Consider the following 21,908-nt stretch of genomic DNA (forward strand, 5'->3'; position numbering starts at 1 on the left):
CGGACGGAGAGAGCAAGGACCACGAGCGGACGGAGACCACGGAGATGACCACCACCAGCACGAAGAAGACCGTCGCCACCGAGCGCATTCACGCCGACCACACCGTGACCAAGCGGCTCGGCAACTGGACCCGCGCCGGACACATCCAGGTGCGCGCCCGCCGGGGCCTGGCCGTGCTCGACCTGCGTTCCCCGGACCTGCCCGACGACATCGCGCTGCACCTGGAACTCCAGCGCGCCACGGTCAAGCTGCTGCTGCCGGACGACGCCGTCGTCGAGCACTGGGACCTGCGCTGGACGGCCCGCGGCAAGGTCAAGGACGTGCAGGGCACGGACGACGGGGATCCGGCCCTCACCGGCGCCCGCCGCATCCGGCTGACCGGAGTCGCAACCGACAGCGAGGTCCGCGTGCACCGCGGCGGCATCGCGGTCCTCAGCGCCATGTGCTCCCGCGCCTACCTCCAGGACCTGCGGCTCGCCCACAGGACGGGCGGTCACCCGACGGTCGACGACCCGGCACGCGCGCACGGCCACTGAACATCCGGCCCAGGCACGGGAAAGAGGCAGATCCATGAGTGCGATCAGGACGGCGGCCGTCATCGGAGGCGGCATAGCCGGACCGGTAACGGCCCTCGCACTGCGCAGGGCAGGCATCGAGGCCACCGTCTACGAGGCCTACGAGAACACGGCGGACGGCCTCGGCGGCATGCTGATGGTCGCACCCAACGGGCTCAGCGCCCTCGAAGTCGTCGGTGTGGACCAGGGCTTGGCCGGTCAGCCGATCCACCGCATGGTCATGACCGACGGACGGGGCCGGCGGATGATGGAGTTCGGCGGGCTGACGGGCCTGCCGCCCAGCCAGGTGATGTGGCGCGCCGACCTGTACCGGGCAGTCCGCGAACGGGCCGCCGCGACGGGCGTACCGACCGTGTACGGCAAGCGGCTGACCGGAGTCGAGGAGACCCCGGCGGGCGTCGTCGCGGAGTTCGCCGACGGGACCCGGGTGGCCGCGGACGTGCTGGTCGGGGCCGACGGCATCCGGTCGACGGTCCGGCGGCTGATCGACCCGGCAGCGCCCGGCCCCCGGTACACCGGACTGCTCGGTTTCGGCGCGTACTCGAAGGCCGAGGTCCCTCAGGCACGGCCGGACGCCATGTACTTCGCCTTCGGCGCGCACGCGTTCCTCGGCTACTGGCCGGTGCCCGGCTCGGGAACCGCCTGGTTCGGCAACCTGCCGTACGACGAGCCGCTCAGCGCGGAGCAGGCCCGTGCGACGCCGTCGGCCGCATGGATGCGGATCCTGCGGGAGAAGTACGCCAAGGACGTGCCCGGCCGCGATCTGCTCCGGGGCACCGGCGACGACGAACTCCTCACGTTCGGAGGGCTGGAGATCCTGCCTTCGGTGCCGAAGTGGTACCGGGGACGGATGGTCCTGGTCGGCGACGCGGCCCACGCGCCGTCCTCCAGCTCCGGGCAGGGCGCGTCCCTCGCGGTGGAGAGCGCGGTGCACCTGGCGCGGTGTCTGCGTGACATCCCCGATCCGGGCGCGGCGTTCGCGACGTACGAGCAGCTGAGGCGGGGCAGGGTGGAGAAGGTCGCGGCCCAGGCCGCGAAGACCAACAGTCAGAAGTCGATGGGGCCGCTCGCGACGAGGGCCATGGCCCTGCTGATGCCGCTGGCGACGCGGACGTTCCTGAAACCGGAGAAGATGTTCGGCTGGACGCACCGGTACCGGATCGACTGGGACGCACCCGTCGCGCCCGCCTGACGCGCAGGCGACATCCGACTGCGGCCACCCGACTCAGGCGCCCGCGCCGTCGCGGGCGGCGTGGAGCGTACGAGGTGCGACGACGAAGAAGTCGCCGCAGAAGTCGCCGCAGAAGTCGTCGAAGTAGCCGCGGAAGCAGTCGCGGAAGCAGTCGCGGAAGCAGTCGCGGAAGAAGTCGGACCGGGAGGGGGCCCGTCCACCACGGGGCGGGCGTGCCCCCGTGCCGCCAGTACGGCGCACATCACCGCCAGCGGCAGCTCCGCGCCGAACGCCATCGCCACCGCCGAGATCTGATCCACGCCCGGTGCCGCGGTCATCGTGTCGAACCAGGCATCGGCCACCAGCAGCGTCGCGGTGGCGGTGGCCGTGAGCGGGTGCAGGTGGTGGCCGCGTCCGGTCAGCAGCCCCGTGGCGATCAGGCCCAGGGCCTCCAAGGCGTCCAGGCCGACCCAGACCATGTACCGGTCCCCGGCATCGGCGGTTGCGGGCAGACCGCCCGCCAGCACGACCAGCCAGGGCAGCAGGGCCAGTCCGCAGCCGACCAGGACGTGTTCCATGCGGTACCGGTGACGGGTTCCGCCACCGGTCGGCCGGCGCACGGCATCATGTGGCCGACGGTCACTCGGCGCGCTCATCGGTTCGGTCCCCTCGCGTCTGCGGCTCTCCCTCATGGCCCCAAGCCTCCGCCGGGAGGCGGTCACAGTCAGTAACACGGATGTCCGTTCCGTGGTGGCACTGGTTGCACCCCCGGGGCGGGCGCCTACGCCATGGATCACCCCTGACCTCGACGTCTACCGTCTTCCCATGCATACAACTGCCCGCCTGCGGCGCGTGATCCTGCGGCCGTTCGAAGGAGTCGGACGCCCGGTCGCGTTTCTTGCCACGGGCGTCCTGATCCAGCTCGGTGTGCTCCTCGTCATGGCGCTGCCGTGGATGCTCTTCGTACCGGCCGAGATGTGGGCCGTTCTTCTCGCGGTTCTCGTCCCGTTGACCGCTGTCGCGCTGGCCGGGCCGCTGGTCACCGCGGCGCAGCACGGCCGCTTCCGTACCCGGCTCGGCGTGGACATCCCCCCGCCCCACGCGGGGCGGCGTCCCGGGCGGCTCGCATGGATGCGGACCCCGGCCGGACGGCGGCAGCTCACGTACCACCTGCTGGACGGGCCGCTCCTGGCCCTCGCGGCGGCCCTCGTCCTCCTGATGTGGGTCGCGGCCGGCACGGCCGTCTCGGTCTACGGGTGGCTCTGGCTGGTGCCCCTCGACTGGCGCGTCGACCACCCCGGGTACACCACCTGGGCGGCCTACGTCACCGCTGCCGGCATCGCTCTGCTCTACGCGGCGGCGTGGCTGTCCGGCGCCCTCTCCCGGCTCGACACCCGCATCGCGACCGTCCTGCTCGGGCCCAGCCGTGAGGAGCAGTTGGCCCGCCGGGTCGACGACCTGACCGAGAGCAGGGCGGGCCTGGTGGACGCCGTGGACGCCGAACGGCGGCGCATCGAGCGGGACCTGCACGACGGCGCTCAGCAGCGGCTGGTCTCCTTGGCGGTCAACCTCGGGCTGGCCAGGGCAACGCTCGCCGACCTGCCCGAGGACGCCCGCCGTGTGATCGACGAGGCGCACCGGGACGCGAAGGAGGCGATACAGGAGCTGAGCGGTCTGGTGCGCGGGCTGCACCCGGCCGTTCTGGAGGACCGTGGCCTCGATGCCGCGATCTCGGGTGTCGCGGCCAGGGCTCCCATTCCGGTACGGGTGAAGGTGGACATGCCGTCGAGGCCGTCGCCCACGATCGAGGCCGTCGCCTACTTCGTCGTCTCCGAAGCGCTGACGAACGTGGTGAAGCACGCCGAGGCGTCCATGGCCGAGGTCTGCGTGGAGCGTTTCGGGCCGACCCTGCTGGTCGTCATCAGCGATGACGGTGTGGGCGGCGCCGACCCCGCCGGTGGCACCGGGCTGGCGGGGCTGGCCAAGCGGGTCGCGTCGGTGGATGGCACGCTGTCGGTCGACAGCCCCGTCGGGGGGCCGACCGTGATGACTGTGGAGTTGCCGTGCGTGCCGTGATCGCCGAGGATTCCGTGCTGCTCCGGATCGGCCTGGTCAAGGTCCTGGAGATGGCCGGGTTCGAGGTGGTCGCCGAAGCCGGTGACGCCGAGACGCTTCTGTCGGCGGTGGAGGAACACCGGCCGGACATAGCGGTGATGGACGTCCGTATGCCCCCCGGCTTCACGGACGAAGGGGTGCGGGCCGCGCTGGTCGTCAAGCGGCAGTGGCCGCAGACAGCGGTTCTGCTCCTCTCCCAGTACGTGGAGGAGCGGTACGCGGCCGATCTGCTGTCCGCCCACACCTCGGGGATCGGCTATCTGCTCAAGCAACGGGTCGCGGACGTCGAGGAGTTCGCCGAAGCCGTGCGGCGGGTGGCCGCGGGCGGCACCGCACTGGACCCACAGGTGGTCTCCCAGCTGCTGGTGCGCCGCCACAGCGATCCGCTGGACCGGCTCACCCCCCGGGAACGCGAGGTCCTGGAGCTGATGGCGGGCGGCCGGTCCAACGCCGGGACAGCCGAACTGCTCGTGATCAGCGAGAGCGCGGTGGCCAAGCACATCAACAGCATCTTCGCCAAGCTCGACCTGCCGAAGGCGGACGCGGACCACCGCCGGGTGCTCGCCGTACTGCGATTCCTCGGCGTCTCCTGAGAACCGCAAGCCGCACCGCCCAGCCGCACCCGGCTGCACCGCTCCCTCCGTCACGCCATCATGCCGGCGAGGGTGCCTGCGTGGACGCCTGGTTCTTCCGGCGCTCGCCCTGCCGTCGTCGCCTGCGGCGCGGGCGCGGACCTGAGTCTGCGCATTACTGGCCGCAGGCGCATCCGGCGGCTGCCGTGGCCGCCTCGGTGGGCCGGCCGGTGCAGCAGCCGTCGCCCGTGGCGTCGGGGCCGGCGCTCTTGCCGAGGGTGTCGGCGTCGGCCTTGACCACGTACACCTCCCACGGCTCCTTGCCGGGGCCGTGCACCCACACCTTGTCCTGGAGGGCGTAGCAGCAGGAGGTGTCGTTCTCCGCGAAGGTGGCCAGGCCGGCGTCCTTCAGCCGGTTGGTGGCGGCGTTGACCTGCTCGGTGGACTCGACCTCGACGCCGAGGTGGTCCAGGCGGGTTTCCTCGCCGGGCTCGCCCTCGATGAGCACGAGCTTGAGCGGGGGCTCGGTGATGGCGAAGTTGGCATAGCGCTCGCGTCGCTTGGCCGGTTCGGTGCCGAAGAGCTTCGAGTAGAAGGTGATCGACGCTTCGAGGTCGCTGACACGCAGGGCGAGCTGGGCACGGGACATGACGTGACTCCCATCTGCTTGCATTGATGTCTGTCAATACAGAGTTTGCGCCTTGGATCGAGGAACGTCAACATAGAAGAATGTCGAAGCAAGAACTTGTGGTGCTCGGGCAGGACGATCGGTCCGCTGCCTGTTGCCCGGGGCCGTCGGCCGCGCCTCTGGACGAGGTCCAGGCGGCCGCGCTGGCGAAGATGTTCAAGGCGCTGGGTGACCCGGTCCGGCTGCGCCTGCTGTCGATGATCGCTTCGCGGGCGGGCGGCGAGGTCTGTGTGTGTGACCTGACCCCGGCCTTCGACCTGACTCAGCCGACGATCTCGCACCACCTCAAGCTGCTCCGGCAGGCCGGTCTGATCGACTGCGAGCGCAGGGGCACGTGGGTCTACTACTGGGTGCTCCCCGGCACCCTGGACCGGCTGTCCGCGTTCCTGACGACCGCGCAGAAGACCGAGAAGACCGAGAAGACCGAGAAGATCGGGAAGACCGCGTGAGCGCACCTCTCGGGCGCCGGGTCCTCGCCGAAGCCGTGGGGTCGGCCGCGCTGGTCGCCGTGGTGGTCGGCTCCGGCGTCCAGGCCACCGAACTGACCCATGACGTCGGCGTGCAGCTGCTGGCCAACTCGCTGGCCACCGTGTTCGGTCTGGGCGTGCTCATCGCGCTGTTCGGACCGGTCTCCGGCGCGCACTTCAACCCTGTGGTCACCCTCGTGGCCTGGTTCACCGGCCGGCGCACCCCCGACGGGACGACCCTTCGCGACGTGGCCGCCTACGTCCCCGCACAGACGGCCGGAGCGATCGGCGGCGCCGTCCTGGCCGACGCCATGTTCGCCAAGCCCTTGGTGCAATGGTCCACCCATGACCGCTCCGCCGGTCACCTGTGGCTGGGCGAACTGGTCGCGACCGCCGGACTCGTCCTGCTGATCTTCGGGCTGGCCCGCACCGGCCGGGCCCACTTCGCGCCGGTGGCCGTGGCGTCCTACATCGGGGCGGCGTACTGGTTCACGTCCTCCACGTCGTTCGCCAACCCGGCCGTCACCGTCGGCCGTGCCTTCACCGACACGTTCGCCGGCATCGCGCCCGCCTCGGTCGGCCCGTTCATCGCGGCACAGATCGCCGGTGCGGCACTCGGCCTCGGCCTGGTGGCCGCCGTGTTCGCCCACCCCGCGCCGACGCGGACCGGCACCGTCCCCGCCCAGGGCGAACCCGAACTCGCCGCTCCCCCCGCCTCCTGATCCGCCGCGCCCAGAAAGACACCCGCCATGACCACTCCCGCCGAGCGCCCGTCCGTCCTGTTCGTCTGCGTCCACAACGCCGGGCGCTCACAGATGGCCGCCGCCTTTCTCACGCACTTGGCCGGTGACCGCGTCCAGGTGCGCTCGGCCGGCTCCGCCCCCGCCGACACGGTGAACCCCGCCGTCGTCGAAGCCATGGCGGAGGCGGGCATCGACATCTCGGCCGAGATCCCCAAGGTGCTCACCGTGGAGGCCGTCCAGGCGTCCGACGTCGTGATCACGATGGGCTGCGGTGACACCTGCCCGGTCTTTCCCGGGAAGCGGTACCTCGACTGGGAGCTTCCCGACCCGGCCGGACAGGGAGTTGCGGCTGTCCGCCCGATCCGTGACGAGATCGAAAGGCGTGTCCGGTCCCTGGTCGGTGGGATCGCACCGGAGCCGCAACGATGAACGCCCGGCGGGCGTTCGTATCGTGCCCATGGGCCCCGAGCACGCCGACGACGTCCTGTTCGGCCGGCACCGCGACATATGACGCGACGTCGCACTGATCGAACGCCACAGCCCTGCTGCTGCACAGCGCGAATACTTTGGCAAGACGGAGGTCGGCGCTCTTGGGGGATGCCGCCGATCTGCCCGCTCGCTCCGCCCCCTGGCCTGCAGCTGAATCGAGCGCGTCGCAGACACGGACTCGACCAACAAGGTGCACCGTACGCGACCATACGGCGTAAATCGGGATTGATCCGTGACGCTACTCGGCCGGTCGGGCACTTCTCGCTCGACGCACAAGCCTGCGGCGCCGCATAACCCTTTTCGATGGGCTGGACGCACGCGGCAGGTACGAGTTCACAAGGAGTGACATGCTCACGCATAAGTCCCTTTCTCGGGCCGCCCACATGCTCAGCACGGTCATCGCCGCCACGCTCGCCCCCGTCGCGCTGGCCGCCCCTGCCTCAGCCGCGACGCTGCCCGTGGCATGCAGCGAGACCGCCCTGCAGACCGCCATCAACACCGCCAACAGCACCCCCGCGAGCGACACCCTCAATCTGGCGCCCGGTTGCACCTACCAGCTGACCACCGAGCTGCCTGCCATCACCTCACCGGTCGTCATCAACGGCAACGGTGACACCATCACCCGAACGTCAGGAACGTTCCGCATCCTCACGGTCAACGGCGGCAACCTGACCCTGCGGACGACCATCCTCACCAACGGTGATGCCACGGGCAGCTCGGTCCAGAACGGTGCCGGCGGCGCAATCGTCGTCACGGGCAATGGCTTCCTGACCGTCACCAGCGCGGTGATTCGCAACAACCACGCCAACTTCGGCGGCGGCATCAGTGTGTTCAGCGGCTCCCAGGCGCAGGTGAACACGTCCGTCTTCACGGGCAACACCGCAGCCAACAACGGCGGCGCCATCGTCAGTGACGGCACGTTGACCATCAACGCCAGCCAGTTCAACACGAACACGGCCGACGGCGCAGGCGGCGCCGTCGCCAGCATCGGAACGCTGAGGATCAACTCCTCCAACCTCGTCAACAACACCGCGCACAACGTCGGCGGTGGCCTTGCCAACGGCGTGCCCAACGCCAGCGGCGGCACCTCAACAGTGACCACCAGCAACATCAGCAACAACACCGCCGGCACGAACGCCGGCGGCATCTACAACAATGGCGGCACCGTGACCCTGCGCGTCAGCCGGGTCGCGGCCAACACCCCGAACAACTGCGGGGGCGACCCGGTACCCGGCTGCATCGGCTGATCCCCGGCCTCCACTGCAGCACCGTCCTCACGGGCTCGCACGCCACCGCAGACCAACGAGCCCCCTCCCGGCCGGGAAGGGGGCTCGAGGGTCGTCCGCGTGCTGCCCCTCGCAACCTTCTGATCCGTAGCTGTGCAGAGATCGGCCAGCGGGGGCACGGCAACCACCGCGCGGTCCCTCCGGGCCACGTTGAACCCTCCCAGCGGGGTCTGAAGCCCATCGGCACTGTCCGCGCGCCCGCGAGCCGGACGATCTACGCGCTGTGGGGCAGTGAGCAGGCCGCTGAGGCGCGTTCGCGCAGTTGTCTCCCGAAGCACCGAAGCAATGGGGCGCCGTGTCGCGTGTCAAGCCACGAACTGCAGTGTCATGACGCAATGCGTCGGCCGCGGCCTACTTGAGACACGGGTCTGCGCAGAATGTGCACCTGGATCCGCAACGGCCGGTGAAGAGCACGGGACTCATCCTCGACGTCGGTTGGGGCGTGCGTCCGTTCATCACTCCGGACGATCCCGACGCCGTGGAGAGCGTGATCCGTGAGCACACGGGCCTCAGCGCGGGCGAGGCCGACGAGCGCGGCCCGGTCCTGTGAGCCGGAGAAGCAGACGCCCCCGCCCCACGACAAGGCCCCACCGGCGAAGAACCCGCAGGCAGGGGACTTGATCAGGAGGAGCTGCTTCTTCTTGCCCCGGGTCTTGCCGGGGATCTTGGGGGCTGGATCTTTCCTGGTCAGGGCGTTGGTAGCGGGCGCCTGAAGGGTGTCATCGGCCGTTGTCGGCTGCTGTGGCGCGGCGTCGGACGGCCCAGGGCTGATGCGGACACTCCGGGCCGAATCTAGACTGGCGAAGTTGCAGAAAGCCCCGAATTAGGGAGATGTGCGCCATGGCCAAGCGAGGGAACAAGCGACGCGCCCGTAAGAAGAAGAAGGCCAATCACGGCAAGCGTCCCAACGCCTGAGCCAACCTGAGCGGACGGCCGAGGGGTCCGATGTCCTCGCCGCCCGGATTGCGGTCGAGGGCTGGGATCCCGCAGTGGTGCGGGAGCACGGCCCAGAGCCGCTTGCTGCGGTTGTCCACAGCCCTGTGGACAACGCCGGTGTACTTCACGATCCCGGTCGGGCTGCTCGCGCGACCGGTGACTTCCGCAAGGCGGTGGCACAGGTCCGCTGCTGTTGAGCAGGCCCTTCCTCACCAAGGTGATCGAGGTGCGGGCCCGCTTTCCCGTCCGCGCCGTGCGAGGCGTAGGGCATGGGGCCAACGGCTTCCGGGGAGCCCCTCGTGATCGCCGAGGGGCTCCCGTGCCGGTGCTTCAGTGCTCTGCCGGCGGGAGGACCGGAGACCACGACGTGGGCAAAGGTGCCGCGTCGTCGTCGGCTGTGGCGGTCGCGCCTCTCTTCAGGAGCGTCTCGACCGCGTAGGCGCCGGGGCCGAGGCAGGCGATCAGCAGGAACGCCCAGCAGAACTGGACGGCCGGCTCGCCCCCGTTGTCGATCGGAAACAGCGCGTTCGACTGGTGGACGCTGAAGTAGGCATAGGCCATGGACCCGGAGCAGATGATGGCCGTGGTGCGTGTGAACAGGCCCAGGGCCACCAGGACTCCACCCGCCAGTTCAATGGCCGCGGCCCACCAGCCGGGCCACTGCAGGGTGGGCACCGTGCCGCCGCCGTGGGCGCCGCCCAGGACTCCGAACAGGGACGCCGCGCCGTGGCAGGCGAAGAGGAAGCCGGTCACCAGGCGGAACACGGCCTGCACGACGGGCCGCGCGGTGCGTAACGTCAGTGCTGGTGAGAAGTGCATGGGGGGTTACTCCTCGGATCGCGGAAACCTGTCGGCGGACCCAGATTTCACTCATGGACATGACAGCTCAGATGTAGCGCGGGATGAAGGTCTGCACCAGCCGCCCGAAGCTCTGGGTTTTCTCTGAACGGGCAGCCTCGCGGCGGCGCCCTGATCGCTCCACACGTCGCGTGTGAGGGCTACGGCGGCCATCTCGCGCACGCTTCGGCGCGGCTGCGCCGGGGCGCCGACGGCTACCCGCACGACCCACCCGCAACCCGCCGTCCTTCCGGCCGAACTGAGCGCCGACAGCGAGGAGTTCCAGCACATCTGGGAGACGCGTGCTGTCCAGGCACCCGGCCACCGCAACCACACCAAGACCCTTGATTGCGCCGGGCGTGACTCACTCGGTGGCGGCGGGCCCCGGGGCGTCATGGCCGGGGAAGAGAGTCGCGGCCACGTGCTGGGTGTCGGCGTATTCGATGACGGAGACGATCTTGCCGTCGCGCACCGTGTAGATGCCGAGGCAGCGGTTGTCGTAGGTGCCGCCACAGACGGTCTCGGCCTTCGAGGTCCACTCGGCCACCACGCGGTCGCCCTCGGCGATCGTGCTGACCAGCTCGATCTCCAGGGTGCCGGGGACGAAGACCGTTCCCATGCCGCCGAGGAACTCGTTGATGATCTGGTCGCGGCCCTGCCACACCTTGGAGACGGGCAGGGTGCCCGGGTAGTGCCAGGTTGCGTCTGCCGCGAAGCTGTCGTGGATGACGTCGGCGGCGCCGTCGCGTACGGCCTCGACGTAGCGGATGACGACGGCCCTGGGGTCGGTGGCGGTGGTCATGGTCTTGCTCCTTCAGTCGTTCTTGCGTCCGGTTGTTCTTGCGTCCGGTTGTTCTTGCGTCGGTTGTTCTTGCGTCCGGGCTGCGTCCGGTCCTTCTGGGTCCGGTCGTTCCGGCGTGGTTCAGGAGAGGGTGAGGACGGCCTTGCCGCGGATGCGGCGGTCGCGCAGGTCGGTGAGGGTGGTCGCGGTGCCGGCCCAGTCCGTGACCCTGCCGATCTCGGGGTGCAGGCGGCCTTCGGCGGTCAGCCGGACGAGTGCCGCCAGGTCGTCGTCGAGGCGGGTGTCGGCGTCGAGGTAGTGGAAGTGGCGGATGACCGCCGATTCGGGTCCGGCGAAGAAGTCGAAGAAGTCGAGCGTCGCCGGTGTGCGGCTGGCCTGCCCGAACCAGATGAGCGTGCCGCGCCTGGCGAGCCGCGCCAGCGCGAGCGGGAGGGCCTGGCCGCCGGTCGACTCCAGCACGATGTCGTACGGACCTCGGGCGTCGACGACGTCATGGACGATCTCGGCGGCGCCGAGTGCGGCAAGCCGGGCGCCGCGTTCGGCGTCCCTGGTCACGGCGGTGACCTGGGCCCCGGCGGCGGCCGCGAGTTCGGTGACGAAGTGGCCCACGCCTCCGGAGGCACCGGTCAGCAGTACCCGCCGGCCCAGCACCGGTCCGGCAGCGCGCAGCAGCCGCAGCGCGGTGAGACCGGCCAGCGGCAGCGCCGCGCCCTGGAGCACGGAGACGCTGTCCGGCAGCTCGGCGAGCGCGGTGGTCGGCACCGCCACGTACTCCGCCCAGCCGCCTGACATGGGGTGGCCGACGACCCGTGTGATTCCGGACGGTCCGCTGCCGTCCGCGGCCGACTGCACCACCAGGCCCGTGATGTCCTTGCCAGGGCGCTCGCCGGGGGCGGGCTTCTCCAGCTTGAACGTCTCGCCCCGGTTGACCGAGAACGCCTCGACCTTCACCAGCGCCTCGTCGGGGCGCGGTGTCGGCTCGGCGACGTCGGCGAGCACGACCGGCTCGGCGGGATCTCCGGTCGGTACGAAGGCTTTCATCGTGGTCATCTCCTCGGTGGCCTCGGGCCGTTCCTCGGTGCGGCTCTCGGGCCGTCCCCCGGTGTGGCTTCCGGGACCATCCGACCGCGTGGTGTGGCGCCCCGGCCAACAACCAAGCGGCTTGACCGACAACGTGCGGTTGTCGCGTAGGGTCGGCCGCATGGACCTTGACCTCGCCCTGGTCCGCGCCTTTGTCGCGACCGCCGGCACACTGCACTTCGGGCGAGCCGCCGAGGAGTTGAGCACCAGTCAGCAGGCGCTGTCCAAACGCATGGCGCGGCTGGAGGAGTTGCTGGGCGTGCGGCTCTTCGAGCGGCAGGGCGGCACCCGGCTGAGCGAGGCGGGGGAGCGGTTCCTGCCGGCCGCTCGCGAGGCGCTTGCGGCCGGCGAGCGGGCGATCGCGGCGGTGACGGGCGCCGGACCGGTCGTACGGATCGACACGTGGGGTCATCTGTACGCGCCGATGCGCACGGTCGCCGAGGCCGTACCGGCGCTCGGCGCGGTGCGGTGGGAGCCGGGCCCGGGGCGTGACTGGCCATCGGTTGCGCAAGCGCTGCTGCGCGGTGACACGGACCTGGGATTCGGCCGGGTGCACCCGCTGCCCGACGGGCGGGATGCGGAACTCACCCAGCGTCTGGTGCGGTTGGAACCCGTCGACGTGGTGGTCGGCCCGTCCCACCCGTTGGCCGGCGCCGACGCACTGCGTCCGGCCGACCTGTGCGACAGCGTCCTGTGGTGCCCGGCCGAACTGAACCGTCTGGACTTCCTGCGCCGCTTCGCGGACGAGTTCCGGATCACGCGACGGCACGACGGCCCGAATCTGGGCCTGGACCACCTGCTCCAGCACCTCCGCGCCGACCCCGAGGGCTTCACCGTCTTCCCCGCCGACGCGCCGCTGCCGGACCACATGGGCCTGCGCTGCATCCCGCTCGTCGAGCCGACACCGCTGTACGCGTGGTCGCTGGCCTGGCGCGAGTCGTCCCGCCACCCTCTGCTCGACACCCTGCTGCGCGGCTTCGCCGAAGCCGGCCGTACCCGGCGCTGGCTGGAGTACAGACCGCAGTGCGACTGGCTCCCCGACACCGACCACCCGAAACTCGCGGTCCGTTAGACGCCCGGTCTCCCCCCAATGAGGCTGTGGGGCCTGGCAGATGGACGGTGAGCCCACCCCGCGGCGGGTGGGGGCCTGTAGGGGCAGTACGGACGGGGTGCTGAGAGGCGGCCTCGGTCAGACCGTCCCTACCGCACTGTGACGTTTGGGCATGCAGATGCGCTGGAGACTGCGAGCAGTCTGTGTGACTGCTGTGCCCAAGCCATATGGCCATGTGAACTGGGGGATGAGGGTGGCTCCGCGTGCACCACGTCGTCGGCGTTCGCCGAAGCGTCGTGTCTTTGCCGGGGTTCCTGCCGCTGCGGCGCCGGGATCGCGATCAACGCAACGATGTCCGCTGTCCCGGCCGGAGGCCGGCTCCGACGGCACCGGCGACTCGGCGGTGATCCGGCGGCAGGAGACCTTCCCGCACACGACCAGGTCCGTCACCGGCCCCTGACCGGCTTCGACCGCCCCGCCGTGGCCTGCCCGGCGGCTTCCCCCTCTTCCCCTCGTGAAGGAGATACATGCGCAATCGCGCTGCCCTTGCCGTCCTCGGTGCCGTCACCGCGCTGACCGGCTTCGCCGCCCCCGGTGCCTACGCGGGCGAGACCCAGACCGACGTCCAGATCAGCAACGTCTCCTTCGACAGTGGCAAGAACATCGTGGTCGATCTCTACGCCAGGACGATCACGGTGTCAGGGACCTTCACCCACCCCTCGGGCATCCAGGACGCGGACTTCGTCCTGTGGCGTGGACCGGACGGGGCGAACCCCTACGAGACCTACGACGACCGCATCGTGTCCGACCAGTACGACAGCCATGCGGACTGCGTCGCCTCAAGTGCCACCACCTCCACCTGCTCGCAGACGTTCTCCCTCGAACCGGACTGGAAGTACGGAGGCACCGCGCTCACCAACGCCCACGCCAGCACATGGAAGGTCAGCGTGCAGGGGGTGGCCAACGACGACAGCTGGACCCACACGGCGAGCTACACCACGACCCGCCTGCAGCGGCACTCCAAACTCACCGTGGACGCAGGCCCGGAGCCGGTCGCCGAGGGCAAGACCCTCACCGTCACCGGCAAGCTCACCCGGGCCGACTGGGACAATCTCGCTTACCGGGGTTACACCAACCAGCCGGTCAAGCTCCAGTTCCGCAAGGCCGGTACCACGGCCTACACCACCGTCAAGACCGTGTACACCTCCAGCACCGGCAACCTGACGACCACGGTGCCCGCCTCCGAAGACGGCTACTGGCGCTGGAACTTCGCGGGCACCTCCACCACCCCGGCCGTCAAGGCGACCGGCGACTTCGTGGACGTGCAATAGGCCGAACACCGTCCTCGACGGCTCGCACGCCAGACGTGCGCCAGGCGTGCGCACCCCCCGGCCGTCGGTCCGGACGACAATCACGAAACCCCCCGGGTCTCGGACCCGGGGGGCGCACGGAGCGGGTGGCGAGAACCGAACTCGCGCCCTTGGCTTGGCAGGTGGACCGTCGGAACTCGGCCGCCGACCGCGGTCCCTGGGTCCGGGGCGTCGCCTCACCTCTTGGGGGCGTCGCCTCATCTCCAGGGGCGTCGCCTCACTTCTTGGGGTTGCAGTCGTAGAGGGCGAAGCTGCCGTCGGTGCGGCGGCCGTAGGCGGTGGGCCGGACGCGGGTGCAGTGGGACTTCACCCAGGTGGTGGCGGTGGTGGTGGGGCGCTGGGTGGTGAGCAGCGCATAGCGCAGCTCGTGGGCGGTGACGAGGCTGCCGAGCTGCTGGGCGCTGGGGAAGGGGGTGCTGCCGGTGAAGCCGCCCATGACGAGGACGGGCTCGGACTTCGCGCGCAGCAGGGGCTCGGCGGTGTAGGCGGCCTGGGTGGCGAGCAGGTACTTCTCGCCGTGGCGGTGCGTGGTGAGGTAGTCGAGCAGGGCGGTGTCGCGGGCGCTGGGCCGGTCGAGCCCTATCCTCCGCGGAGCGTGGCGGTGATGGACGCTGTCGTGGTACGCGTTGCCGACCGGACCGGTCATCGGCGAGGTGGCGGCGCCCGCGTAGAGCGGGTCGAGGCTGGAGGCGGCCCAGCCGGCCGGTACGACCAGGGTGGCCGCGATCCCGGCGGCGAGGGCGGCGTGGACCATCCGCGGGGAGGTGCGCGGCCCGCGGGTCCACAGGCCCACCACGCCGCACAGCGCGAGCATCACAGCGACCGGCACCAGCCAGGAGACGAATCGGGTGGGCCAGTCGAGCACCAGCGCCCACGCCGCCGTCAGCACGATCGCGGCCGGCAGCGCCATGTGCCGCCGACCGCCCGCCTTCTGCCCAGCCGAGTACTCCGCCGAGTGCTCGGCTTCCTGCTCCGACTCGTACTCCGATCGGAAGAGGGCGAGCCCGCCGCCGGCCAGCGCGGCGAGCGCCGGGGCGATGACGGCCGTGTAGTAGGCGTGGTTGCCGTTGGAGGCGCTGAACACCATGGCGTGCACGGCCAGCCAGCCACCCCACATCAGAAATCCCGCGCGCAGCAGGTCGGTTCGCGGCTGCCCCGCGCGCCACACGACGCCCAGGACCGCGGCGAGCACGGCGAGAGGCAGGAACCAGGCGACCTGCGGGCCGACCGTGTGGTTGATCAGCATGTCCCAGCCGGTGTTGCCGGTGGTGCGGCTGGCGGCGGTGCCCGCGACGGCTCCGAACGCGCTGGAATCGCTGCTGAAGCGGCTCAGGCCGTTGTAGCCGAAGACCAGGGCGAACGGATTGTTGTCGGTCGTTCCGTCGAGGTACGGACGGCCGGAGGCCGGTGTCGCCCAGGCGATCAGCACCCAGAGGCAGGAGACCGCCAGCGCGACCGCACCGCTCAGCAGGACGCGCAGAGCCCGCTTCAACGGCGTTCCGGGAGCAACCAGTTGGTACACGGCGGCGAAGACCGGCAGCACCAGCCACGCCTGCAGCATCTTCGCCTGGAAGGCGAGCCCCACCCAGATCCCGCAGGTGATCAGCGGCAGCAGCCGTTCGGTGCGCACCGCCTTCTGCAGCGCTCCGGCGGCCGCCACCAGGAGCAGGGTGAGCGCGGTGTCCGGGATGGTGGCCCGCGCGAGGACCACGGTGACCGGGGTGAGGGTGAGCGTCAGCGCGGCGATCAGCGCGGCGAACGGACCGGCCCAGGCCCGTACGATCCGGTGCAACAGCCATACGGTGAGTACGCCCTCGACGACCTGCGGAAGCGCGGCCGCCCAGGTGTGCGGGCCGAAGAGCCAGACGGAGACGGCGTCGGGCCAGAAGGCGCCGGGCAGCTTGTCGATGCTGATCGAACCGGCGGCGTCGAGCCCGCCGAAGAAGAAGGCACGCCAGCTGCCGGCCATCGACCGTATCGCCGCACCGTAGAAGGGGTGGAGCGCGGCGTGCCCGATGCCCCAGGAGTACAGCACCGTGGCGACGACCAGCACCGCGGCGAGCGCCGGGCGCTCCCAGCGCGGGGCGTCCTCCGGCCGGCCGGAGCGGCGGCTGGCCGCCCGTCGGCCTCGGTGCGCTCCGGTGGGCTGGGCGGCGGGGATGGCGGTCATGGCAGTGGTCCTCGGATCAGCAGGTCAGGTGGAGCGGCGGTGCACGGGCGGCGGGGTCACAGGCGGCGGGCCGCCCGGAAGCCGCGGGCGTAGAAGTCGGTGCCGTCCAGCAGCGAGCGGCCCGACAGGTCGCCCAGGGTGGGGCCGTTGGCGGCGGAGCGGCTGGAGTAGAAGCGGTGGCGGCCCTGGTCGTCGAGACCCATGTACATGCCGCAGTGGTCGATGAAGTCCGGCCGGTCCTTGATGATGGCGAAGAAGACCAGATCGCCGGGTTGCAGGGCGCCCAGTTCGGTGGGCTGCTTGCCGGTGTCGGGGATCACCAGGCGGCCGGGACCGTAGGCGGCGATGGCGAAGGCGCGGCGCGGCAGACCGGTGCCCCGGGCGTTGGTGTTGTGCAGGGGGATGCCCATGCGGTAGCCCCACACCAGACGCTGGAAGCCGGAGCAGTCGACGTCGCCGTAGCGGGCCTGCTCCGGCTGCACGCGCGTGCCGTCGGCGAAGGTCCAGGGAATGCCCAGATAGTCGTAGAAGTCGGACTGTTCGTCGTGGTAGGCGAAGTCCAGCGGGTTGTTGACCTTGGCATTGCGCGGGCCGAAGTGCGCGGTGCCCGCGTAGCGCACGCCGCGGGCGTTGTGCTTGTCGGGCGCCCCGGCGCTGCTGTACTCGAACGCCACCGCGAAGACGTCCGGGCTGGTGTCGCCGAGCGCCTTGCGGAACCAGCCCGTGAACCAGGCGGACTTCTCCATGTCCCGCTGCCACTGGTGCGGCAGCACCCGCACCCAGGCGTCCGTGCTCACCTTGGCCTCGGTGGTCCGCGGCTCACTGAAGCTGCGGGTGGGCCCGGTGAGTACGGCCGTACGGGCTCCGTCGGTGAACGTGGCGAGCGTGCTGCCGTCGGCGGCACGGACCACGGTGCGGTCGGGGCCGGACAGCCGCTCGAAGGTGTGCTTCCCGCTGTGCCGGGCGCTCGAGCCGGTGCCCGTGCCGTCGGCGGCCGTACCGCCGCGGTCGTCGCTGCCGCTGCTCCCGTGCCCGAGGTGGTCCCAGGCGTACCCGCCCGCCACCCCGGCGGCCGCCACGCCCGCGATCGTCCCGAGCAGGGCGCGGCGAGTCGGGCGGCTGCGTCTGCCGGCGGGTTCGGAGTGCATGGCCGTTCCTCCTGGAAGTGCGAGGTGAGGGGGTGGGCAGGTCACCCGGTGGGCAGGACGCCGATCAGCAGACCGGAGACCAGCACCACGTACGTGGCCAGCGTCACCGCCGTGGTCGAGATGAGCGTGGCCGCCAGCGGCTGGCGGGCCATCTGGTAGGAGACCAGGCCGGGGACGATGAAGCCAAGGGTCTGTGACGTGTACAGCAGCGGAAACTCGTGGCTGAGGGCGAGCATCACGGTGGTCTGCATCAGCACCGCGCACAGCACCACGGCGGCGAACAGCCGCTTGCCGTAGAGGATCACCGTGCGTTGCACCAGCTTTGTCATGAAGTACGTGAGCGCCGCGACACCGACCATCAGCCCGGCCATCTTCACGTCGGTGATGAGCGTGAGGGCGATCCAGCCCGGGGTGATCATGCCCCCGGGGGAGAGGTTGGTGGTCAGATAGCAGACGAGCGAGAAGATCAGCCCGAGGGCGATCCCGAGCGCGGCGGTCTGTGCGGTGAGGTTGGCGGGGATCACGGGTTCCTCGTGGGCTGGGACGGATCGTAGGAGTGGTGCGGGTCGCCCACGGTGTTCTCGCCGTCGGGCCGGCCCTCGCGGGCGGCGAACCGGCTGGCGAGTTCGCGCTGCGCAGGGACGTGGAAGCCGTACGCCGGTGTCTCCAGCGGTGCCACCCAGCTGTACGGCTCCGGCTCGGGCGGCCGGGCCGTCGCGATCCGCGGCCGGGGCAGCGCGATCTGCATCGTCTCCTGGTCCAGGCCGTCACCGTCGGGTACGGCGTCCAGCGGGTCCTCGGAGTCGTCCAGCGGCAGCTCGGCGAGGCATTCCAGGAACAGCTCGCCCTGGCCGTGGATGTTGCCGATCGCCACCAGCGAGGAGTCCGGTCCGAGTTCCGCGAGCATCGCCACGGTCAGCTCCTCGGGGTCCCGGCGGTCGCCGCCGAGATCCACCACCCGCCCGGTGAAGCCGGCCGGAATCGCGTCGCGGGCGCTCTTGGTCGGGTGGCCGATCAGGAACACCGTCTCGGCGGCGAGGTCGGGGACGATCGCGCCCATCTGGCCGTTGCGCTCCACCCGGTCCGGGCGGCAGTTGATGACCACGTTGATCGGCCGTCTGATCGCGCCCAGGTCCTCGAGCTGCTTGACGTTCATCAGCGTCGACTCGGGATCGTTGGCCGCGAAGACGTTGGCGAACCGCAGCCGCTTGCCCTCGGGGGTGACGTAGCGCTCCACCGACAGCACACCCGGGTCGGGCGGCGCGTCCCACATGCCCTGCATCGCGGTCTGCCGCTCCACGCCGAGCAGTTCGGCGACCGCGAGCGCGATCGCCACGTTCTCCTTGAAGGTGAACCAGCTGAAGCCGCGCAGTTCCTCGTCGGTCACCGCCTCCGGATCGACCGCGATCAGACGGCAGTTCCGCTTGTCGGCCTCCTCCTGGAGGATGTGCAGCCGGTCCTTCTCCGCCGTCACGCACACCCCGCCCACAGGCATGGAGCGGGAGAGCGAGCGGGCGACGTCGTCCAGCGTCGGCCCCATCTCCTCCAGATGGTCCTCGCGGACGTTGCACAGCACGCCGATCGTGGAACGGATCAGCTTCTCCTGGTTGATCTCCTGCAGCGCGGGCATCACCGCCATGCACTCGATCACCAGCGCGTCCGGCCGGTAGGTCGCCGCCCGCCGCACGATACCGATCTGCTCGACGATGTTGGAGATGCCGAACTTGCGGTACACCGGCTCCTCGGTGGCATCCGGATGGATGAACCGGGCCGCGGTGCCGGTGGTCTTGGCCACCGTGACCAGTCCACCGCCGCGCAGCGCGCCCGCGCACAGCCGGGTGATCGAACTCTTGCCGCGGATGCCGTTGACCAGCACGCGCGTCGGTATCTGCTCCAGCGAGGCGAAGTGCCGCTGCTGCTCCAGGATTCCGGCGATCCACAGCGCGGCGCAGCACAGCAGGACTATGACATAGAGGAAGAGCACGCCGATTCCGTCCTTCTACCGCTGGAGGGTGTTCTCACGCAGGGACCGGGACGGTCCGGCGGCGTGGCCGGCTCTGGCCGCCCGGTCGCGTTCCGCCAGGGCCTGGCGCATCAGCTCCAGGCTGCGGGTGACCGAGCCGATCTCGTCGTGGTTGACCGGGTGCAGCACGGTGCGGCGGTCTCCGCCGGCGAGCCGCTCGACGAGCACGGCGACCGCGCGCAGCGGCCGGATCACCACGACATGCAGCCAGCCCAGGCAGGCTGCGCCCAGGGTGAGGCCCAGGATCCCGGCGAGCATGGTGCGCTGCTCGGCCTGCACCGCGGGGATCTGGAGCGCTGCCGCGGGTTCCGCGGTCACCACGTGCCAGCCGAGGCGGGCTGTCAGGCCGCTCTGTGCCAGCGGCGCGGCGGCGTCGACCGATGGGCCGGAGGACGTGCGGAGCACCCGCGAGGTCGCGGTGCCGGCGGTCCCCGGGGCGCCCTGGGTGGCGCGGGCGAGACGGGCCAGGCCGGAGTCGGGCAGCGACTGGAAGGCGCGGTAGCCCACGCTCGCCGCCAGCACCTTGTCGTCGCGGTCCGTCACCCAGACGCTGCCCAGCTTCGGCCTGGGCAGAATGGAGTTGAGAGCCTTCACGTCGATCTCGCCGAACAGGACCACCCCGGCCGCCGATGCCTTGCCCTTGACGGCCCGGACCTGGGCGTAGGCGGCGATCGCCGGGATCCGGCCCGAGGTGTTGACGGTGGTGATCCCGCCACCGCCGGGCACGTGGACGAGGGTGCGCAGCGGTGTGTCGCCCACCCTCAGCGTGATGTCGCCCGTGCGATCGAGGAGATACAGCGAGCGGTACTGCTTGTGGTCGTCGAGGGCGTGCTGCAGCACCTCGGTCTGGGCGGCCCGGCTCCTGCCCGGCAGACTTGCTGCCGCGTCGCTCAGGTCGGTGTACGACTGGTCGAGGGACTGCCGGATCCGGTTCGTCGCGATCTCGGTGCGCGTCTGCTGGTCCGCGAGGACCGGAGCCGGAACCGCGGTCGCGGTGTCCGCCCGGTTCAGCAGGAAGATCATCGGCACCGCCCAGCAGGCCACCACCAGCACGCCGACCACGGCCAGCGCCCGGTAGCCCGGTCCGCGCCGGGCCGGGAACTCCTGCGGGCCGCTCTCGCCGAGCAGTTGCCGGCGCAGTGACTCCAGCGCCCGCCCGATCCGTGCCAGTTCCCCGAAGCCGTGCACCGGAACCGGCCGGAACAGCTCCTCCCGCGCGGTCGGCCCGTCCTCGGTCGCGCCCCGGGCCAGGCGGCCGGCGGACAGGTACAGCCGCAGCAGCGGCCGCTGCACGGAGAAGTGCAGCGCCAGCCCGAGCAGCAGCGCGACCACTACCAGCGCCCCTGCGGCCTCGAGCGCGAAGCCCGAGTAGTCGGCGGCGGTGGTCGTGGCGGGCACCGTGCGCGAGGTGAGCACCACCAGACCGAGGTCGTCGGTGTCGCCCGAACCGGTCGTCGAGGCGACCTGGGCCCAGCCGGCCACCGTGTGCCGGGTGCCCGTGGTGGCGCCCAGCAGGCTTCCCGAGGCGTCGGTGTCACGCCCCGACCCCTTCGCCGCGCGGGTCGCCGCCGCGGGCAGACCGCTGTCGGCGGCGGCCGGCGACGCCGCGCCGTGGGCCGTGGTGGCGAGCGCCGTGCCGCTCGCGTCCAGCACTTCGGCGGTGCGTCCGTCGCCGTACGTCGTGAGGGCGGGGAGCGCCTCGGAGACCACCAGCAGCCACTGCCGCTCGGTCCGGCCCGGGACCTGGTTCTGGTCCTGGTTGGCGTCCTCCTGCTGTGCGGGCAGCGTGACCCTGGCGAAGTACAGCAGTTGCCGCGTGCCGCCCGAAGTCACCAGCCGGGGCGGGATCGCCCCGTGCCCGGACGCCGCCTTGGCGACGTCCACGCCGGCCAGCGGCACCGTCTTGCCGCCGGCCGCCAGCAGTTTGCCGGTGTGCGGGTCGAGCAGCGCACTGCCGAGGACCCCCTTCCTGGCGGACGTCAGCGCTTTGAGCGCGGTCGTGGGGGTCGATGTGCCCGTCGCCGGGTACGCGTTGGCCGTACGGCGTACGGTGCCGGCCTCGACGTCGATCGTGGTGCGCGTCGACAGCGCGGTGTCCGCGGCGATCTGCTGCTCGCCGTCCAATACGGCCTGCGGCATACGCGCCGCGTGGATGCCGTCGAGCCCGATCACGGCCAGGGCGGCGACCACCAGCAGGAGTACGACGAGTGAGGCGATAGGCGGGCGCACCCCGCCAAGCATCGGCATGTCGGCGCGGCGGCGGATGCGGTGTCGGCGCGGCGCCCGGGGTGCGGAGGGCAGGGCAGGGATCCTTCCTCAATTGGCGCCGAGCGCCCGAATGTTCGATAGGGCGAACACTCTAGCTTCACGTGATGACATAACCAT

General features: G+C 70.9%; 20 protein-coding genes. 11 read left to right on the forward strand and 9 right to left on the reverse strand.

The annotated features are described in order from the left end of the window. Nucleotides 1–44: 44 nt before the first annotated feature. The 4 genes from AB0H32_RS02405 (at nt 45) to AB0H32_RS02420 (ending at nt 4,454) form a co-directional block, all read left to right on the forward strand. The gene (locus AB0H32_RS02405) at nt 45–536 is read left to right on the forward strand and encodes a hypothetical protein (RefSeq protein ID WP_361112933.1); all 492 of its coding nucleotides are present in this window, start codon (nt 45–47) and stop codon (nt 534–536) included. 34 nt (nt 537–570) lie between these two features. Further along, nucleotides 571–1,767, forward strand: coding sequence for an NAD(P)/FAD-dependent oxidoreductase (locus AB0H32_RS02410; protein ID WP_361112936.1), 1,197 nt, complete (start codon nt 571–573; stop codon nt 1,765–1,767). An 804-nt stretch (nt 1,768–2,571) separates the two neighbouring features. Then, nucleotides 2,572–3,822, forward strand: a complete 1,251-nt coding sequence (locus AB0H32_RS02415; RefSeq protein ID WP_361112938.1) for a histidine kinase — start codon at nt 2,572–2,574, stop codon at nt 3,820–3,822. After that, nucleotides 3,810–4,454, forward strand: coding sequence for a response regulator transcription factor (locus AB0H32_RS02420; protein ID WP_361112941.1), 645 nt, complete (start codon nt 3,810–3,812; stop codon nt 4,452–4,454). Before AB0H32_RS02415 ends, AB0H32_RS02420 begins: the two co-directional genes overlap by 13 nt. 154 nt (nt 4,455–4,608) lie before the next feature. Here the strand turns inward: AB0H32_RS02420 and AB0H32_RS02425 are convergent, their stop codons facing one another. After that, the gene (locus AB0H32_RS02425) at nt 4,609–5,082 is read right to left on the reverse strand and encodes an ArsI/CadI family heavy metal resistance metalloenzyme (RefSeq protein WP_361112944.1); all 474 of its coding nucleotides are present in this window, start codon (nt 5,080–5,082) and stop codon (nt 4,609–4,611) included. 80 nt (nt 5,083–5,162) lie between these two features. Here AB0H32_RS02425 and AB0H32_RS02430 point away from each other — a divergent pair, with 80 nt between their 5' ends. From AB0H32_RS02430 to AB0H32_RS02450, 5 genes are all read left to right on the forward strand, one after another. Then, nucleotides 5,163–5,570 (forward strand): metalloregulator ArsR/SmtB family transcription factor, encoded by a 408-nt coding sequence (locus AB0H32_RS02430; RefSeq protein ID WP_361112947.1) that lies wholly within the window; start codon nt 5,163–5,165, stop codon nt 5,568–5,570. Then, entirely contained in the window at nt 5,567–6,310 is a 744-nt protein-coding gene (locus AB0H32_RS02435; protein ID WP_361112950.1) for an MIP/aquaporin family protein, read from the forward strand. Before AB0H32_RS02430 ends, AB0H32_RS02435 begins: the two co-directional genes overlap by 4 nt. Before the next feature lie 27 nt (nt 6,311–6,337). Next, nucleotides 6,338–6,760, forward strand: a complete 423-nt coding sequence (locus tag AB0H32_RS02440; RefSeq protein ID WP_361112953.1) for an arsenate reductase ArsC — start codon at nt 6,338–6,340, stop codon at nt 6,758–6,760. Nucleotides 6,761–7,167: 407 nt separating this feature from the next. After that, complete coding sequence (locus AB0H32_RS02445) at nt 7,168–8,067, forward strand: hypothetical protein (protein WP_361112956.1); 900 nt, start codon at nt 7,168–7,170, stop codon at nt 8,065–8,067. Nucleotides 8,068–8,509: 442 nt separating this feature from the next. Further along, entirely contained in the window at nt 8,510–8,656 is a 147-nt protein-coding gene (locus tag AB0H32_RS02450) for a hypothetical protein (protein ID WP_361112959.1), read from the forward strand. A gap of 716 nt (nt 8,657–9,372) precedes the next feature. Here the strand turns inward: AB0H32_RS02450 and AB0H32_RS02455 are convergent. The 3 genes from AB0H32_RS02455 to AB0H32_RS02465 all read right to left on the reverse strand — a co-directional run bounded on the left by AB0H32_RS02455 (nt 9,373) and on the right by AB0H32_RS02465 (nt 11,722). After that, the gene (locus AB0H32_RS02455) at nt 9,373–9,861 is read right to left on the reverse strand and encodes a DoxX family protein (RefSeq protein ID WP_361112962.1); all 489 of its coding nucleotides are present in this window, start codon (nt 9,859–9,861) and stop codon (nt 9,373–9,375) included. A 382-nt stretch (nt 9,862–10,243) separates the two neighbouring features. Next, on the reverse strand, nt 10,244–10,681 hold the full coding sequence (locus tag AB0H32_RS02460; RefSeq protein ID WP_361112965.1) for a nuclear transport factor 2 family protein: 438 nt from the start codon (nt 10,679–10,681) through the stop codon (nt 10,244–10,246). Between the two features lie 120 nt (nt 10,682–10,801). After that, nucleotides 10,802–11,722 carry a zinc-binding dehydrogenase gene (locus tag AB0H32_RS02465; protein WP_361112968.1) on the reverse strand — a complete coding sequence of 307 codons (921 nt, stop codon included), beginning with the start codon at nt 11,720–11,722 and terminating at the stop codon, nt 10,802–10,804. 160 nt (nt 11,723–11,882) lie between these two features. Between AB0H32_RS02465 and AB0H32_RS02470 the strand changes: the two genes are divergently transcribed. After that, nucleotides 11,883–12,833, forward strand: coding sequence for a LysR family transcriptional regulator (locus AB0H32_RS02470; RefSeq protein ID WP_361112971.1), 951 nt, complete (start codon nt 11,883–11,885; stop codon nt 12,831–12,833). A 506-nt stretch (nt 12,834–13,339) separates the two neighbouring features. Continuing rightward, nucleotides 13,340–14,143 (forward strand): calcium-binding protein, encoded by an 804-nt coding sequence (locus AB0H32_RS02475; RefSeq protein WP_361112974.1) that lies wholly within the window; start codon nt 13,340–13,342, stop codon nt 14,141–14,143. Between the two features lie 256 nt (nt 14,144–14,399). Here the strand turns inward: AB0H32_RS02475 and AB0H32_RS02480 are convergent, their stop codons facing one another. From AB0H32_RS02480 to AB0H32_RS02500, 5 genes are read right to left on the reverse strand one after another with little or no spacing between them, the layout of a single operon-like run. Further along, on the reverse strand, nt 14,400–16,352 hold the full coding sequence (locus AB0H32_RS02480) for a glycosyltransferase family 39 protein (RefSeq protein ID WP_361112977.1): 1,953 nt from the start codon (nt 16,350–16,352) through the stop codon (nt 14,400–14,402). Nucleotides 16,353–16,408: 56 nt separating this feature from the next. Further along, complete coding sequence (locus AB0H32_RS02485) at nt 16,409–17,500, reverse strand: NlpC/P60 family protein (protein ID WP_361112980.1); 1,092 nt, start codon at nt 17,498–17,500, stop codon at nt 16,409–16,411. A 41-nt stretch (nt 17,501–17,541) separates the two neighbouring features. Continuing rightward, entirely contained in the window at nt 17,542–18,024 is a 483-nt protein-coding gene (locus tag AB0H32_RS02490) for a poly-gamma-glutamate biosynthesis protein PgsC/CapC (protein WP_361112983.1), read from the reverse strand. After that, the gene (gene pgsB, locus AB0H32_RS02495; RefSeq protein WP_361112986.1) at nt 18,021–19,484 is read right to left on the reverse strand and encodes a poly-gamma-glutamate synthase PgsB; all 1,464 of its coding nucleotides are present in this window, start codon (nt 19,482–19,484) and stop codon (nt 18,021–18,023) included. Before pgsB ends, AB0H32_RS02490 begins: the two co-directional genes overlap by 4 nt. A 15-nt stretch (nt 19,485–19,499) precedes the next feature. Then, nucleotides 19,500–21,752: a cache and HAMP domain-containing protein gene (locus tag AB0H32_RS02500; RefSeq protein ID WP_361112989.1), complete on the reverse strand. Its 2,253-nt coding sequence runs from the start codon at nt 21,750–21,752 to the stop codon at nt 19,500–19,502. Nucleotides 21,753–21,908: the final 156 nt, after the last annotated feature.

The sequence above is a fragment of the Streptomyces sp. NPDC020362 genome (genome assembly GCF_040642095.1).
In the GTDB taxonomy this organism is placed as follows: Bacteria; Actinomycetota; Actinomycetes; order Streptomycetales; family Streptomycetaceae; genus Streptomyces.

Coding starts and splice junctions, on each gene's coding strand:
- AB0H32_RS02480 (WP_361112977.1), bottom strand. CDS start 16,352: ATGACCGCCATCCCCGCCGCCCAGCCCACCGGAGCGCACCGAGGCCGA.
- AB0H32_RS02430 (WP_361112947.1), top strand. CDS start 5,163: ATGTCGAAGCAAGAACTTGTGGTGCTCGGGCAGGACGATCGGTCCGCT.
- AB0H32_RS02425 (WP_361112944.1), bottom strand. CDS start 5,082: ATGTCCCGTGCCCAGCTCGCCCTGCGTGTCAGCGACCTCGAAGCGTCG.
- AB0H32_RS02415 (WP_361112938.1), top strand. CDS start 2,572: ATGCATACAACTGCCCGCCTGCGGCGCGTGATCCTGCGGCCGTTCGAA.
- AB0H32_RS02465 (WP_361112968.1), bottom strand. CDS start 11,722: ATGAAAGCCTTCGTACCGACCGGAGATCCCGCCGAGCCGGTCGTGCTC.
- AB0H32_RS02455 (WP_361112962.1), bottom strand. CDS start 9,861: ATGCACTTCTCACCAGCACTGACGTTACGCACCGCGCGGCCCGTCGTG.
- AB0H32_RS02460 (WP_361112965.1), bottom strand. CDS start 10,681: ATGACCACCGCCACCGACCCCAGGGCCGTCGTCATCCGCTACGTCGAG.
- AB0H32_RS02405 (WP_361112933.1), top strand. CDS start 45: ATGACCACCACCAGCACGAAGAAGACCGTCGCCACCGAGCGCATTCAC.
- AB0H32_RS02440 (WP_361112953.1), top strand. CDS start 6,338: ATGACCACTCCCGCCGAGCGCCCGTCCGTCCTGTTCGTCTGCGTCCAC.
- AB0H32_RS02445 (WP_361112956.1), top strand. CDS start 7,168: ATGCTCACGCATAAGTCCCTTTCTCGGGCCGCCCACATGCTCAGCACG.
- AB0H32_RS02475 (WP_361112974.1), top strand. CDS start 13,340: ATGCGCAATCGCGCTGCCCTTGCCGTCCTCGGTGCCGTCACCGCGCTG.
- AB0H32_RS02485 (WP_361112980.1), bottom strand. CDS start 17,500: ATGCACTCCGAACCCGCCGGCAGACGCAGCCGCCCGACTCGCCGCGCC.
- AB0H32_RS02410 (WP_361112936.1), top strand. CDS start 571: ATGAGTGCGATCAGGACGGCGGCCGTCATCGGAGGCGGCATAGCCGGA.
- AB0H32_RS02470 (WP_361112971.1), top strand. CDS start 11,883: ATGGACCTTGACCTCGCCCTGGTCCGCGCCTTTGTCGCGACCGCCGGC.